This window comes from Mesomycoplasma flocculare ATCC 27399, from assembly GCF_000815065.1.
Taxonomy (GTDB): domain Bacteria; phylum Bacillota_I; class Bacilli_A; order Mycoplasmatales; family Metamycoplasmataceae; genus Mesomycoplasma; species Mesomycoplasma flocculare.
Genome location: NZ_CP007585.1, coordinates 249845 through 265817, shown reverse-complemented (window position 1 = coordinate 265817; position 15973 = coordinate 249845). Strand labels below are relative to the sequence as shown.

At 31.2% G+C, this 15973-nt stretch carries 14 protein-coding genes; 2 read left to right on the top strand and 12 right to left on the bottom strand.

What is annotated here, in order from left to right:
• From MYF_RS01015 to MYF_RS01000, 4 genes are read right to left on the bottom strand one after another with little or no spacing between them, the layout of a single operon-like run.
• Complete coding sequence (locus tag MYF_RS01015) at positions 1-1536, bottom strand: MSC_0619 family F1-like ATPase alpha subunit (protein ID WP_002558013.1); 1536 nt, start codon at positions 1534-1536, stop codon at positions 1-3.
• Positions 1536-3761 (bottom strand): MSC_0620 family F1-like ATPase-associated subunit, encoded by a 2226-nt coding sequence (locus tag MYF_RS01010; RefSeq protein ID WP_039387541.1) that lies wholly within the window; start codon positions 3759-3761, stop codon positions 1536-1538. Before MYF_RS01010 ends, MYF_RS01015 begins: the two co-directional genes overlap by 1 nt.
• Complete coding sequence (locus MYF_RS01005) at positions 3754-4224, bottom strand: MSC_0621 family F1-like ATPase epsilon subunit (protein ID WP_039387539.1); 471 nt, start codon at positions 4222-4224, stop codon at positions 3754-3756. The genes MYF_RS01010 and MYF_RS01005 overlap by 8 nt, the downstream gene beginning before the upstream one ends.
• Positions 4225-4848, bottom strand: coding sequence for an MSC_0622 family F1-like ATPase gamma subunit (locus tag MYF_RS01000; RefSeq protein WP_408605777.1), 624 nt, complete (start codon positions 4846-4848; stop codon positions 4225-4227).
• An 80-nt stretch (positions 4849-4928) separates the two neighbouring features.
• On the opposite strand from MYF_RS01000, the gene nadE reads away from it, so the two are divergent.
• Together nadE and MYF_RS00990 are read left to right on the top strand one after the other, a co-directional pair.
• Positions 4929-5669: an NAD(+) synthase gene (nadE, locus tag MYF_RS00995; protein ID WP_002558020.1), complete on the top strand. Its 741-nt coding sequence runs from the start codon at positions 4929-4931 to the stop codon at positions 5667-5669.
• Positions 5669-6394, top strand: a complete 726-nt coding sequence (locus MYF_RS00990; protein ID WP_002558019.1) for a YebC/PmpR family DNA-binding transcriptional regulator — start codon at positions 5669-5671, stop codon at positions 6392-6394. The genes nadE and MYF_RS00990 overlap by 1 nt, the downstream gene beginning before the upstream one ends.
• A gap of 79 nt (positions 6395-6473) precedes the next feature.
• Here the strand turns inward: MYF_RS00990 and MYF_RS00985 are convergent, their stop codons facing one another.
• From MYF_RS00985 to MYF_RS03365, 8 genes are all read right to left on the bottom strand, one after another.
• A complete protein-coding gene (locus MYF_RS00985) occupies positions 6474-7130 on the bottom strand; it encodes a phosphorylase family protein (protein ID WP_002558018.1) in 657 nt (218 codons plus the stop codon).
• Positions 7111-8196 (bottom strand): nicotinate-nucleotide adenylyltransferase, encoded by a 1086-nt coding sequence (locus tag MYF_RS00980; RefSeq protein ID WP_002558017.1) that lies wholly within the window; start codon positions 8194-8196, stop codon positions 7111-7113. Before MYF_RS00980 ends, MYF_RS00985 begins: the two co-directional genes overlap by 20 nt.
• 3 nt (positions 8197-8199) lie before the next feature.
• Complete coding sequence (locus tag MYF_RS00975; RefSeq protein ID WP_002558016.1) at positions 8200-9120, bottom strand: Cof-type HAD-IIB family hydrolase; 921 nt, start codon at positions 9118-9120, stop codon at positions 8200-8202.
• Between the two features lie 383 nt (positions 9121-9503).
• Entirely contained in the window at positions 9504-10877 is a 1374-nt protein-coding gene (locus tag MYF_RS00965; protein ID WP_002558014.1) for an MSC_0618 family F1-like ATPase beta subunit, read from the bottom strand.
• Positions 10878-10879: 2 nt separating this feature from the next.
• Positions 10880-12415, bottom strand: coding sequence for an MSC_0619 family F1-like ATPase alpha subunit (locus MYF_RS00960; RefSeq protein WP_002558013.1), 1536 nt, complete (start codon positions 12413-12415; stop codon positions 10880-10882).
• Positions 12415-14640, bottom strand: a complete 2226-nt coding sequence (locus tag MYF_RS00955) for an MSC_0620 family F1-like ATPase-associated subunit (RefSeq protein WP_039387541.1) — start codon at positions 14638-14640, stop codon at positions 12415-12417. The genes MYF_RS00960 and MYF_RS00955 overlap by 1 nt, the downstream gene beginning before the upstream one ends.
• A complete protein-coding gene (locus tag MYF_RS00950) occupies positions 14633-15103 on the bottom strand; it encodes an MSC_0621 family F1-like ATPase epsilon subunit (protein WP_039387539.1) in 471 nt (156 codons plus the stop codon). Before MYF_RS00950 ends, MYF_RS00955 begins: the two co-directional genes overlap by 8 nt.
• Positions 15104-15970 carry an MSC_0622 family F1-like ATPase gamma subunit gene (locus MYF_RS03365; RefSeq protein WP_196792423.1) on the bottom strand — a complete coding sequence of 289 codons (867 nt, stop codon included), beginning with the start codon at positions 15968-15970 and terminating at the stop codon, positions 15104-15106. It lies immediately after the preceding gene.
• Positions 15971-15973: the final 3 nt, after the last annotated feature.

Below are 15973 nucleotides of genomic sequence, written 5' to 3'. Positions count from 1 at the left end.
TTATCTACCTCCGAATGATTGCGCTTTTTTTATGATACTATCAAGTAAGGATTCTTCCATTTTTGGCATTATAAGCGGGACTTCGAGCTCATCTTGTGTTGATTTTGCCAAAAACTGATTAACAACACTTGCAAAATAAGAACCAGCAAGGGCATTATCAACAAATTCATTATTTGTATATTTTGTAAAAATTTGCCTTGCAAAAGGATCGCTTTCAACCAGTGCATGCACAAAATCAACAACCTTTGTTGGATCTTTTACATCTTTTAAAAGGCCCCAAGAAATTATTTTAATTCCCATCAAAACACTTGTTTGTGAATAATAAGAATAACCCTTTTGCACCAAAAATTGTTCAACCTGTGAGCCTTTGAATAATAAATCAGCGGTTTCTTTATTAAGATCATAGTCTAATTTTGCAAGTTTAGCAAGTTTGATTTGTTTTTGATAGTTATAATAAAGTGAAGAAATTTCCTTAGAAATTGTGCGGATATTTCTTGTCTGAACTGAAGAGCCGGTCCGCGAAACGGAAAGACCAATATTAACAGCGGGAATTTTTCCTTGAGCAAAAAGAGCAGAAGAGGTAATAATTTGACCATCAGTAATCGAAATTACATTTGAAGAAACAAGTGCAGTAATATCATTATCAACTGTTTGCAAAATCGGGAGCGCGGTAATCGATTTTCGTCCAATAAACCTTCCTGCTCTTTCTAAAAGTTTTGAATGAGCAAAAAAAATATCTGCAGGAAAGGCTTCTTTTCCGATTGGCTGATTTGTTAAAAGCGCAACCTCGCGTCAAACGCTTGCATGTTTTGTAAGATCGTCAAAAACAATTAGAACATCGTAATTATAACTAAGGTTTTCCGCATGCGCCATTGCAAAATAAGGGGCAAGATATTGTTCAAATGGACTAGTTGAGGGCGCATGAAGCACAATTGTGTTTTCCATTGCCCCATTTTTTACAAAATCGTGATATAAAGACACTAAATTTTGCCGTTTTTGTCCAATTGAGACATAAATACATTTTGTTGTTTTGGAATTTTTTTGGTTAATAATTGTGTTAATTCCAATATGAGTTTTCCCAGTTTGCCGGTCGCCAACAATTAATTCGCGTTGCCCAAAACCAATTGGGTTAAAAAGATCAATTGCATAAATTCCGGTATAAATTTGCCGATCAAGTAATTCCCGTTTTAAAACTCCCGCTGCTGTTTCAAAAGCAGAATGACGATATTGTAAAAATGTTGTTGGCCTTAATGATCGAGGTTCTATAATATTCCCAGATAAATCGATGATTTTGCCAAAATATTCCATTGATGTGGGAATTTTGTCAAAATTTGGAATTTCTTCAAGTTCATCATTAATCTGAATTTTTCCTTTTTGGTTATTAAAAAGCAGATAAGCTTTTTCTTGGGAAGCCTGAATTACCACTGCTTTGATTTCCGGTTTATTTTTAACTTGAAAAAATTGTTGTTCTTTTCAGTTATACTGACCTTTTACTAAAACAACATAATCTAAAACTGATGCAACTTTTAATGCCATTATTTTTCTCCTTTTATTTCTTTGCTTTTGTTATTTTGATTTTTTTTATAAATTATAAGTCTTGAAACTGTCATAAACGAAATTAAAACTAGCGCAATTGTCCCGATAATTAAGTAAGTAAGGTTATTGTAAAATCATTCCTGTGTATTTGATATTTGATATTCTTCAATAAGGTTAGCAAAATTTTGCACCGGATCAGCGGATATTTGCGCTTTTTCTTCAGGGTTTTTATCATCTTTTTCGCCAAAATAGGCAATCTGACCTAAAATTTGGTTTAACTGATTAATTTGGCGTCCTAATTTAGTCATCGCCAAAAAAGAACTAACTAAATTTGATGTAAGTTTGTAAGATTCATTATGAAAAAGCGCGATTTTTTGGTGGGCTTGAGCAAAAAAACGATTGATATCTTCGCGAGTTAGATTTAATTTTGCTAAAGTCTCATCAAGTTTTTTTGCTTTTTCACTTTTTTGGCTATCAGAATTTTTACTATCCTCAAGTAAAACTCTTGCTTGATGAAATTTGCCTTGTAAAACATATAAATTAATAAAATAAATTAAATAATAATGTAATCAGGCTTTGTTATTGTCAATTTCTGATTTTTTAAGATAAGCAAGAAATTGAAATTGTGATGCGGAAAAAACACTTGAATATTGAGAATTTATATATTCGCGAGCAAGTTTTTTCTGGTCGTTAAGAAAAGCTGGATTATAAAAAACTTTCGTTAGTAAATAAAAGAAATTATAAATTGTTGTCTGTGAACCAGGAGAATAATAACGAATTTGGTCAAAACTAAACTGATCAGCGACATTAACAGTCTTAAAAAACTCGTCAATTACGGCAGTAACTCCTAAATTTGAATAATATAAATTCATAGTTATTGCCTGCTTTTCGGTCATGTTTGCATTTTCAAATTCATCATATGCCAAACTATCATAGACTTTTTCATATTTTGTCTTATCACTTGATTCGCGAACTTTGTTAACAAAATCAATGATTTTTATTGTTGCTTTAATTTTCCCATTTTCCTCGCGAATCGATTGGATATTATATTTAAAACGGGAATTTAGCGGGTTTAGGAAAAAAAAGAACTCACTTTTTCCGCTTTCACTTGCGGCATTATAAAGTTCGATTATTTTTTTTGCTGGTAAATTTGTATACTGTGCGGCAACAATTGGCGGTAAATCCGGGGCAATTCGTACTTCAAATTCCGGTTTTTGGGCAACATCAGGCGGAGTTTGCTTTGTAATTTTCTTAATTGCTAAATTAATTTGCTCTAATTCCGATTGCGAAGAATCGGGATTAGGTTCTTGATTTAATGAAAAATCAAGTAAAAGCGACTGTTTTTCAAAGTAGTTTTTAATTCATTCATTCCAAGAACCAATACCTTCACGGCCAAGTGGCTTTGAAGCAAGCAAAAGACTTTCTTGACTATCAACACGATCGCGGTCAAGATTTAGATTAAAATTCTTTTTATAAACAGGAAATTCGTCTTCTTTGAATAAATATTGTTTATACCCTGATTCTAGTCCTTCAAAATATTTTTTTATCCGATCTTCAAAGCTTTTTTCTTTCAAGGTGTTAGGAACTTCCGTTACTTTTTCTGTTTTTACCCCTTGGATTTTTCCATAATCATCATTTTCATTACTCCCTCATTCAAGACCTTTGTAATTTTCTTTTTCAAAACTTACATCACCACGTTTTAGTTTAAGATTATTCGCAAAAGCATAAGGGCTTATGATATTAAGGCCATATTCGCGAGGATTTTTTTTGATCCCATCGCGGTTTTTTTGAAAATAATAACGGAGTTGAATTCAAAAAAAGCTTTGTGCTAGCCTTTGTTCGACATTATCAGCGTTTTTTGCGTTAATATCAGCAAGTTTGGCTTTAATATCATTATCAACTTTTTGGATAAAACGGTCAATCATGTTTTCCTTTTGCGCGTTTCATCAGTCTTGATTTTTTTTAAGGTCCTGTTCTGTAATTGGCGCAGCTTTTTTTTCTTCTTTTTTTTGACTCTGATCAGTTTGATTTGTTGGCAAATTTGGTTGGTCACTTTTACCAGAATCAGGATTTTTTTGACTAGAATTTTGAGAATCTGTATCTTGTTGCTGCGGGTTTTGATCTTGCGCAAATTTTATACTTGCGCTTTGAAAAAAAAGCGGGCCTAAAAACAAAACTGGGAAAAAACTGCAAAAAATAAGCTTATTTTTTAACTTTTTAGGCATAATCTACCCCCGTTTTAACTAAAAAAAACAGCTCTTTAAGCCGGGCTTCTTCGTTTTTTTGTTTTGCTAGTTGGTAGTCTTTGTATAATTCAATATTTGAGTTAATTTCTAAATTTGCCTGCAGTTGGAGCTTATATAAAAGTGTATTTTTAGTTCTTTCAAGCGCTTTTTTTTGAATATGAAATTCTTTTTTATCAACTTTATAAAAAACTAAATCCTCAAAAAGATGCAAAAAAACCGAATCCTCAAGTGAATACAAAAGTGAGCGATGAGCAAAAAAATAAAAGATTCCAACAGAAATTTCGATTTTTAAAAGCGAAAATTCTAAATTTGAAACAATAAAAGGTTGAATTGGCGCAAAATATTTTTCTTGTTCAATATTAATTCAAATTTTGCAGTTTTTAAAACTAACAAACTTATTTTCCGGTGTTAAAATCCGGAAATTTCAAAGTTTTGTATCCATTTAAAAAACTCCTTTCGGTTTTCGCTTGATGACATTGAGTTCTTCAATCTCAAGTTCGCGTTCAATTTTGAGAATTGATGTTTTTAGTTGGTGAATTTTTTCTTCAATTTCTTTTAAAAGCGTATTTTCGTGGATTAATTTATTTTTATAGACAATAAATTGCGACTCCAAAAGCAAAATTTGAACCGATGAGACAAAATAGCTAAGAATTTGACTTTGATAAAATTCCTCAAAATTGGGGAAAAAACGAATTTTTTCAAGATTTTTTTCAATTTCTTTTAATGTAGTTTGGCTCGCTTCGATTTTGAATTCAAATTGGTTTAAAGGAAATATTGTTGCGATATAATTCGGAATTTTATTAGAATAAACGGCCATTTTTACACTCGAAAATTGGCGGTTTTTAATTCCGTATTGAATAATTTCGCCGATTTTTTCCGAATTTGAAAAGATATTATCTAAATTTTCAAAGCTTGCAAGAATTTCCATATTTTTTTGTTTGGCGAAATTAATAGCGCGCTCGCCAAGTGGGATTATGAAATCTTTTTCGTTTCAATTTTCAAAAATTTTTGCTTCGATTTGATCAAAAAAGTTTTGTGTATATTTTTCACTAGAAGAAGGGTAAATCCAAAGATTAATATTCTGTTTGCTTAATGTTTGTTTTGTTAATAAAGTTAATTTTGTGTTATAATTCTTAAAGTTTTATTATGAAAAATAAACAAGATTTACAAAACTATTTTAACTACCTCGTTGCGTGAATCAAAAAGAAAGTTAAAAAAGCGAATAAAAAGGGTGTTATTTTTGGAATTTCCGGGGGCGTTGACTCGGCTTTAGTTGCTGTTTTAGCAAAAAATGCTTTTCCTGATTCACATATTGGTCTTATAATGCCAATTCGGGATATGGAAAATGACAAATCTGATATTCAGTTATTAGTTGAAAAATTTAACATAATAAGTAAAGAAATTAACCTAAAACCGGCTTTTGAAATTTTAAAAACGCAGTTTAATTTAAAAAACAAATTAGCAACTTCTAATATTCAACCTCGTCTTAGAATGCTTTCGCTATACGCTTTTGCCCAAGAATTTGATTATTTGGTATTAGGAACAGATAATTTTTCGGAAATGTATCTTGGATATTTTACAAAATATGGCGATGGTGGTGCTGATTTATTGCCAATTGTTAATTTAACTAAAACGGAAGTCTTACAACTTGCAACAAAAATCGCCATTCCAGAAACAATAGTTAAGAAAAAACCAAGCGCAAATCTTTGAGAAAATCAAACTGATGAAGCAGAAATGGGATTTAGCTATCAAGAATTAGACCTTTTTTTTCAAAACCCAAATCTAGTAACTAAAGAAATCCGTGATAAGATCACTAAATTACACAATTCAAGCAAACATAAAAGAGATAAAATTCCGCGACCTTTGAAAAAATTAGGAGAAATTTAATGGCTGGACATTCAAAATGAGCAAATATCAAACACCGAAAAGGTGCCCAAGATGCCCTTAAAGCGAAAGTTTTTAATAAATTTTCTAAAGAAATAATGGTTGCAGTCGCAAAAGGCGGATCCGATCCGAATTCAAATCCATCATTAAGACTAATTATTTCCAAAGCACGTGCTAAATCAATGCCAAAATCAAATATTGAAAAAGCAATTGCAAAAGGCGAAGGGTCAACTAATAACGGCGAAAATTACAAAGAAATAATTTATTCAGGAACTTTATCTCACGGAATTAGCGTTATTATTATACTACTCACCGATAATGTTAATCGCGCAATTGCTTCCTTACAAGCGCTTTTTCGCCGGGCAAATGGCCAAATTGGAAAACAAAATTCAATTCCTTATTTATTTGAGCAAAAAGGTTACCTTGAAATTGCAAAAGGCGAAATAAAAGAAGAAGATTTAATGCTTTTTTCTCTTGAAAATGGTGCAAACGATTTTGAAGTCAATAAAGAAAGTTATTTAATCTATTGTGACCCACGAAAAATTAATGAACTAAAAACGGAACTTGAAAAAAGATTTTCACTAAATTTTAGGGCTGTTGAAATTAGTTATTTCCCTAGCACGCGAGTAGAATTGGACCAGGAAACTACAGAGAAAATTTTAAACCAAATCGATAATTTCCTTGATGATGAAGATATCCAGAACGTATATCATAATTTAAAAATTTAGCGCTAGCTAATATGTAAAATTAAAAAATACTATAAATTAACTAACATTTTAAAATCAAGATGCTTAAAAGGAAGAAAAATTAGAGTTGTGAAAGTAGTTCTAATACAAATTTAACTGCTTTTTTGGAGCCTTTTTTTATCGCTAAATTAACCTCTTCTATTTCCGAATTATTTTCAATTTGATCCGTTAAATATTTTATACAATAAAAATTTGAATTATTTTTCTCACTTACTTGCGCAAAAGCAAAAGCTTCCATATCAAAAAAACTAACAAATGTAAACTCACTAACTTGCTCTTTTTTAAAAATGAAACTATTCGAAGATCCAAGAATAGAATTTTTACCGATTTTATTGTTTTGATAAAATTCAGGCTCATATGGAAGTTGCCCTGGTGGATATCAAGGAGTTTTAACATCTAAAAGGTAGAATTTTTCCGGAAAAATTAACTGATTTTTCATTTTATAAAAATCAACTGTCGCATTTGCCCCACATGCGCCATAGTTAATTATATTTGTAATCATAAATTTAGCTATAATTTTTTGAGCAAAGATTGCTGCATTAATAAGACCAATTCCTGAATTTATATAAAAAAAAGCGTGATTTTTATACTCTCAAAGTGAAATTTCTTTAGAAAAAACTTTATAATTTCTAAGAAATTTTGCGCCAAAGTGTTCTAAATTTTGCGCCTCATGAACATCGGCATAAAAAATTGCTGTCCTAATTTTGGTGTTTTTCATAGATTAGATTTTGCTCCGGTGAATTTGGGGCGTCTTTATGGTGGTTTTGGGACATTTTTACCAATTTTTTAAATGCTTTTTCAAGATCTTGTCGTGCAAGAGCACGTAATTTTTGCACTCCTAAAAATCTCCGACCACGGGCTAATTTATCTGCGACATAGACCATTTTATCAAACAAGGACATTTCAAAACAAAGGCTTGTATGACACGAAATTGCTTTAATTATTTGATCAAAAGGTAAAAAATAAATATTTTTGAGCCAAATTGCGGCTGAAAGTTGATGTAATTGGTATTCACGTAAATTTTTTGTTTCAATTTTTTGAGACTTTAAAAAATCAAGATGCTGGCTTTTTGTTCATTTTTTTGTAAGATCATGAAATAAGCCAGCATAATAGGCTAATTTTGAATCTAAATTATTGATTTTTGCATACTCTTTTGCAAGTCTGGCAGTATTTTTTGAATGTATTAATCTTGGCGAATTTCCTAGAAAACTGGTTAGAATTGCATCAGCATAAAGGAAATTCTTGCCAATAAATGCGCGAACCTTTAAATCCAGACCTGAAAAATCACCTTTTCTAATCTCAGAGGAACTAAAATTAGGAGGTTTTGTTGGCAAAATTAGGGCATTATAAAGTTTAAGTCGTCGTAAATTAGGATAATTTTTCCGCGCAAAAACAACAAGTTGGACTTTTTCCAGAATTTGAGAATAATTTTTTCACAATTTAAAATTGCGAAGATTATCCGAACCAATAATTAAAAATAGCTTTGATTCAGGATACTTTTTAGCAAAATAGTTAACCGTATCGATTGTATAGCTAATTTTTTTTGCTTTAATTTCAAAATCTGATACTTCTGTTTTCTCAATTTGGACTAATTTAAGCATTTCATAACGAAAATCTGGATCTGCAATGTTTTTTGCTCTTTTTTTTAACGGATTCAAATAATTAGGAACAAAAAAAAGTTTGTCTAAATCCAAAAATTCTATTGCTTTTTGCGCAATTTGTATATGCGCTTTGTGGACTGGATTAAAAGTTCCGCCATAAATTGCTATTTTTTTAAATGTCATTTTTTAATAATCAATTGTTCCTACTGTAACAGCTGAACGAATATCCTTAATTTTTTTTGATTTTTCAATTTCTTTTTGTGGATTTTTTAAAAAACGTCTGATATAATCCCCGACTCCACCTTCTTTGTTACTTTTATTGAGAATAACTGTTGCCTGTTTTTTCACCTGTGGAGGCGAATTTTTCATTGCCACCGAAATTGTTGAAACCATAAACATTCCAATATCATTATAACTATCGCCAATTGAGATTATATTATCAAGATCAATTTTATAATAACGTGATAACATCGAAACTGCTTTTGATTTATTGACCCCGATTGCAGTCATGTCAAATACAAAAGTGTGGTTTTCCCCTTTAGATCAGGCAGAAAACTCTCCTAAATCGCCATATCTTCGCTCTAAATAAATTTTAAATTCGCTTACATTCGTTGTTGGTTTAGTATCAAAAATCAAACAGGTCGGTTTTAAAGGTATACGGTGAAAATTAAGTCCGGGCTTTAAATTGGGCAGGTGGTTAAAGCCAAAAACTTGTTCAAGTTGTTGATCTCGCTTTTTAATTTTTGCTCACCCTGGACCTTCGATTGCGATATTAGAAATCTCGGCTCTTACACGCTTATCGCCCATAATGTATAAAATATCATTTAAATTTATATAATTTATGATCGGAACAAAATCATTGTCAGTTGGATTATGCACAAAAGCGCCATTAAAGTTAGCAACAATCGTGTTTAACCCAAGTCTTTCATATATGGGCTTTGTTGACCTTCATGGTCTTCCAGTTAAAATACAAACGACATGACCTAATTCAACCGCTTTTTTAATTTCCGCTTCAGTATCAGGATGAATTTCCGAATTTGCGCTATCTGATAAAACGGTTCCGTCAAGATCTAAAACAAATAAAAAACGGGTTTTTGATGTTTTCATCTTTTTGAAATTATATCAAAAAACTCAAAAATTTGCAATAAAATTTCCGGGTGCTTTTTATAATATGTTGATTTACATTATAACCTGAAAAATAGATTTTTAAGTTTTAAAATGAAAAAATTGTGGATGCTTTTTTTCAAACATTTATTCTTAAAATAATCACCGTTCAATTAAAAACTGTATAAATTAGGATATTCGTGACTTTCCTTTTTAATTTAGGTAATTCTGAAAAATTAAAACTATAAAAACCTTTGCTCAAAAAATGAAAATTTTTATAGTTTTTTAAAATATGTAGCGATTTTGTATTAATTTTATCTAAAAAATAATGAATTAACATGACTTTTTAAATTTTAAATAGCGAAAAAATAATTAACCTGCGAAATTTAGTTTTCCTTTTTCCCTAAATCATCAACTGAACCAATAAACGCGAACTCAGTTGGAGAAACATCTAAAAATTCACCCTCGATAATTCGAATTACAGAATCAATTGTTTTCTCTAATGGGACATAAACTCCAGGTTCTTTTGTAAAAGCAGATGCCATAAAGAAATTTTGAGTGAAAAAATTTTCAAGCTGTAATGCTTTTCGCACAATAATTTTGCTTTCCTCATCGAGTTCATCAAACCCTAAAATTAAAATAACATCCTCTAAATCCTTATATTTTTTCATAATTGCTTTCGCAGCAATTATTGCATTAAAGTGTCTTTCGCCTATTATGTTTACAGAAACTGAATTCGAAGTTGACACAAGTGGGTCAAAGGCTGGGAAAATATTTCGAGACATTCTATCACGGGAAAGCACAAAAGAAGAATCAAGGTGCGTAAACAAAGTAATCGCTGCTGGGTCGGAGAGATCGTCCATTGGTAGGAAAACAGTTTGAAACGAAGTAATTGAACCATTTTCATTTTTATATAACCTATCTTGAATAAAAGCCACATCAGAAGCCATAGTTGCATGATACCCACCGATTGACACATTTTTCTCAAGCGCCGATGATATCTCATTTGTTGCTTGAATAAACCGGTAGATATTATCAATAAATAAGAGTACATCCTCTTTTTCATAATCACGAGCATATTCAGCCGCGGTTACTCCCATTGGCACAATCATTGACCGAGCGCCAGGAGTTTCGTTCATTTGCGCAACAAACATTGTTGATTTTGCCATTAAATTTGACTCTTTTAGTTCTAAAAATAACTCTAACCCTTCACGGGAACGCTCACCTGAACCAACAAAAATTGAGGAAACTTTTTGCCTTTGTTTTGAAACATTGAAAATTATTTCCTTCATTAAAACGGTTTTTCCCACCCCGGCACCGCCGAAAATTCCGATTTTATACCCTTCAAAAATCGGCACAAAAAAATCTAGCGCTTTTATTCCTGTTTCTAATAACTTATGTTTTACGTTAAAATTTTCTTTGGTTGCATTAATTGTTGAATTGATCGGAATTGTTTGCGGTCGGTATTGCGCTGTATTTTGCGATTGTGATAAAATGTTAAAAACTTGATTTTTGGCACTAGGACCAACTGGTACTTGCAAAAAATTAAGTGTGTTTATAACTTGAGAGCCAATTGCAATTGGTTCAGCCTTGAGAATAACAACTGCTCTTACAGTGTTCTGGTCAAGAATTTTTTTAATAATTAAAACCGTTTTATTCTCATGCATTACAAGCGCTTGGTCTAGTTGGATTTTTTCAAAATCACTTGTAAATTTAACCTCGGCAACGTTAGTTCAAATCTGCGAAATATAACCAATCATTTTTATCTACCTCCGAATGATTGCGCTTTTTTTATGATACTATCAAGTAAGGATTCTTCCATTTTTGGCATTATAAGCGGGACTTCGAGCTCATCTTGTGTTGATTTTGCCAAAAACTGATTAACAACACTTGCAAAATAAGAACCAGCAAGGGCATTATCAACAAATTCATTATTTGTATATTTTGTAAAAATTTGCCTTGCAAAAGGATCGCTTTCAACCAGTGCATGCACAAAATCAACAACCTTTGTTGGATCTTTTACATCTTTTAAAAGGCCCCAAGAAATTATTTTAATTCCCATCAAAACACTTGTTTGTGAATAATAAGAATAACCCTTTTGCACCAAAAATTGTTCAACCTGTGAGCCTTTGAATAATAAATCAGCGGTTTCTTTATTAAGATCATAGTCTAATTTTGCAAGTTTAGCAAGTTTGATTTGTTTTTGATAGTTATAATAAAGTGAAGAAATTTCCTTAGAAATTGTGCGGATATTTCTTGTCTGAACTGAAGAGCCGGTCCGCGAAACGGAAAGACCAATATTAACAGCGGGAATTTTTCCTTGAGCAAAAAGAGCAGAAGAGGTAATAATTTGACCATCAGTAATCGAAATTACATTTGAAGAAACAAGTGCAGTAATATCATTATCAACTGTTTGCAAAATCGGGAGCGCGGTAATCGATTTTCGTCCAATAAACCTTCCTGCTCTTTCTAAAAGTTTTGAATGAGCAAAAAAAATATCTGCAGGAAAGGCTTCTTTTCCGATTGGCTGATTTGTTAAAAGCGCAACCTCGCGTCAAACGCTTGCATGTTTTGTAAGATCGTCAAAAACAATTAGAACATCGTAATTATAACTAAGGTTTTCCGCATGCGCCATTGCAAAATAAGGGGCAAGATATTGTTCAAATGGACTAGTTGAGGGCGCATGAAGCACAATTGTGTTTTCCATTGCCCCATTTTTTACAAAATCGTGATATAAAGACACTAAATTTTGCCGTTTTTGTCCAATTGAGACATAAATACATTTTGTTGTTTTGGAATTTTTTTGGTTAATAATTGTGTTAATTCCAATATGAGTTTTCCCAGTTTGCCGGTCGCCAACAATTAATTCGCGTTGCCCAAAACCAATTGGGTTAAAAAGATCAATTGCATAAATTCCGGTATAAATTTGCCGATCAAGTAATTCCCGTTTTAAAACTCCCGCTGCTGTTTCAAAAGCAGAATGACGATATTGTAAAAATGTTGTTGGCCTTAATGATCGAGGTTCTATAATATTCCCAGATAAATCGATGATTTTGCCAAAATATTCCATTGATGTGGGAATTTTGTCAAAATTTGGAATTTCTTCAAGTTCATCATTAATCTGAATTTTTCCTTTTTGGTTATTAAAAAGCAGATAAGCTTTTTCTTGGGAAGCCTGAATTACCACTGCTTTGATTTCCGGTTTATTTTTAACTTGAAAAAATTGTTGTTCTTTTCAGTTATACTGACCTTTTACTAAAACAACATAATCTAAAACTGATGCAACTTTTAATGCCATTATTTTTCTCCTTTTATTTCTTTGCTTTTGTTATTTTGATTTTTTTTATAAATTATAAGTCTTGAAACTGTCATAAACGAAATTAAAACTAGCGCAATTGTCCCGATAATTAAGTAAGTAAGGTTATTGTAAAATCATTCCTGTGTATTTGATATTTGATATTCTTCAATAAGGTTAGCAAAATTTTGCACCGGATCAGCGGATATTTGCGCTTTTTCTTCAGGGTTTTTATCATCTTTTTCGCCAAAATAGGCAATCTGACCTAAAATTTGGTTTAACTGATTAATTTGGCGTCCTAATTTAGTCATCGCCAAAAAAGAACTAACTAAATTTGATGTAAGTTTGTAAGATTCATTATGAAAAAGCGCGATTTTTTGGTGGGCTTGAGCAAAAAAACGATTGATATCTTCGCGAGTTAGATTTAATTTTGCTAAAGTCTCATCAAGTTTTTTTGCTTTTTCACTTTTTTGGCTATCAGAATTTTTACTATCCTCAAGTAAAACTCTTGCTTGATGAAATTTGCCTTGTAAAACATATAAATTAATAAAATAAATTAAATAATAATGTAATCAGGCTTTGTTATTGTCAATTTCTGATTTTTTAAGATAAGCAAGAAATTGAAATTGTGATGCGGAAAAAACACTTGAATATTGAGAATTTATATATTCGCGAGCAAGTTTTTTCTGGTCGTTAAGAAAAGCTGGATTATAAAAAACTTTCGTTAGTAAATAAAAGAAATTATAAATTGTTGTCTGTGAACCAGGAGAATAATAACGAATTTGGTCAAAACTAAACTGATCAGCGACATTAACAGTCTTAAAAAACTCGTCAATTACGGCAGTAACTCCTAAATTTGAATAATATAAATTCATAGTTATTGCCTGCTTTTCGGTCATGTTTGCATTTTCAAATTCATCATATGCCAAACTATCATAGACTTTTTCATATTTTGTCTTATCACTTGATTCGCGAACTTTGTTAACAAAATCAATGATTTTTATTGTTGCTTTAATTTTCCCATTTTCCTCGCGAATCGATTGGATATTATATTTAAAACGGGAATTTAGCGGGTTTAGGAAAAAAAAGAACTCACTTTTTCCGCTTTCACTTGCGGCATTATAAAGTTCGATTATTTTTTTTGCTGGTAAATTTGTATACTGTGCGGCAACAATTGGCGGTAAATCCGGGGCAATTCGTACTTCAAATTCCGGTTTTTGGGCAACATCAGGCGGAGTTTGCTTTGTAATTTTCTTAATTGCTAAATTAATTTGCTCTAATTCCGATTGCGAAGAATCGGGATTAGGTTCTTGATTTAATGAAAAATCAAGTAAAAGCGACTGTTTTTCAAAGTAGTTTTTAATTCATTCATTCCAAGAACCAATACCTTCACGGCCAAGTGGCTTTGAAGCAAGCAAAAGACTTTCTTGACTATCAACACGATCGCGGTCAAGATTTAGATTAAAATTCTTTTTATAAACAGGAAATTCGTCTTCTTTGAATAAATATTGTTTATACCCTGATTCTAGTCCTTCAAAATATTTTTTTATCCGATCTTCAAAGCTTTTTTCTTTCAAGGTGTTAGGAACTTCCGTTACTTTTTCTGTTTTTACCCCTTGGATTTTTCCATAATCATCATTTTCATTACTCCCTCATTCAAGACCTTTGTAATTTTCTTTTTCAAAACTTACATCACCACGTTTTAGTTTAAGATTATTCGCAAAAGCATAAGGGCTTATGATATTAAGGCCATATTCGCGAGGATTTTTTTTGATCCCATCGCGGTTTTTTTGAAAATAATAACGGAGTTGAATTCAAAAAAAGCTTTGTGCTAGCCTTTGTTCGACATTATCAGCGTTTTTTGCGTTAATATCAGCAAGTTTGGCTTTAATATCATTATCAACTTTTTGGATAAAACGGTCAATCATGTTTTCCTTTTGCGCGTTTCATCAGTCTTGATTTTTTTTAAGGTCCTGTTCTGTAATTGGCGCAGCTTTTTTTTCTTCTTTTTTTTGACTCTGATCAGTTTGATTTGTTGGCAAATTTGGTTGGTCACTTTTACCAGAATCAGGATTTTTTTGACTAGAATTTTGAGAATCTGTATCTTGTTGCTGCGGGTTTTGATCTTGCGCAAATTTTATACTTGCGCTTTGAAAAAAAAGCGGGCCTAAAAACAAAACTGGGAAAAAACTGCAAAAAATAAGCTTATTTTTTAACTTTTTAGGCATAATCTACCCCCGTTTTAACTAAAAAAAACAGCTCTTTAAGCCGGGCTTCTTCGTTTTTTTGTTTTGCTAGTTGGTAGTCTTTGTATAATTCAATATTTGAGTTAATTTCTAAATTTGCCTGCAGTTGGAGCTTATATAAAAGTGTATTTTTAGTTCTTTCAAGCGCTTTTTTTTGAATATGAAATTCTTTTTTATCAACTTTATAAAAAACTAAATCCTCAAAAAGATGCAAAAAAACCGAATCCTCAAGTGAATACAAAAGTGAGCGATGAGCAAAAAAATAAAAGATTCCAACAGAAATTTCGATTTTTAAAAGCGAAAATTCTAAATTTGAAACAATAAAAGGTTGAATTGGCGCAAAATATTTTTCTTGTTCAATATTAATTCAAATTTTGCAGTTTTTAAAACTAACAAACTTATTTTCCGGTGTTAAAATCCGGAAATTTCAAAGTTTTGTATCCATTTAAAAAACTCCTTTCGGTTTTCGCTTGATGACATTGAGTTCTTCAATCTCAAGTTCGCGTTCAATTTTGAGAATTGATGTTTTTAGTTGGTGAATTTTTTCTTCAATTTCTTTTAAAAGCGTATTTTCGTGGATTAATTTATTTTTATAGACAATAAATTGCGACTCCAAAAGCAAAATTTGAACCGATGAGACAAAATAGCTAAGAATTTGACTTTGATAAAATTCCTCAAAATTGGGGAAAAAACGAATTTTTTCAAGATTTTTTTCAATTTCTTTTAATGTAGTTTGGCTCGCTTCGATTTTGAATTCAAATTGGTTTAAAGGAAATATTGTTGCGATATAATTCGGAATTTTATTAGAATAAACGGCCATTTTTACACTCGAAAATTGGCGGTTTTTAATTCCGTATTGAATAATTTCGCCGATTTTTTCCGAATTTGAAAAGATATTATCTAAATTTTCAAAGCTTGCAAGAATTTCCATATTTTTTTGTTTGGCGAAATTAATAGCGCGCTCGCCAAGTGGGATTATGAAATCTTTTTCGTTTCAATTTTCAAAAATTTTTGCTTCGATTTGATCAAAAAAGTTTTGTGTATATTTTTCACTAGAAGAAGGGTAAATCCAAAGATTAATATTCTGTTTGCTTAATGTTTGTTTTGTTAATAAAGTTAATTTTGATGTTATTGATCTTTGGGGTCTGAATTTTGTAAGAAAATATTGACCAGTAAGAAAAAATTCATAAACATTTTTAATTGTTCGCAAAAGAAGGCTAATTTTAATTAAAGAAATGCTGCGATTTAAAGAAACTAAATCATAAATTTTAACAAAATTAGCTCTTTTTTCCCTTTTTTCATTAATGTTCATAAT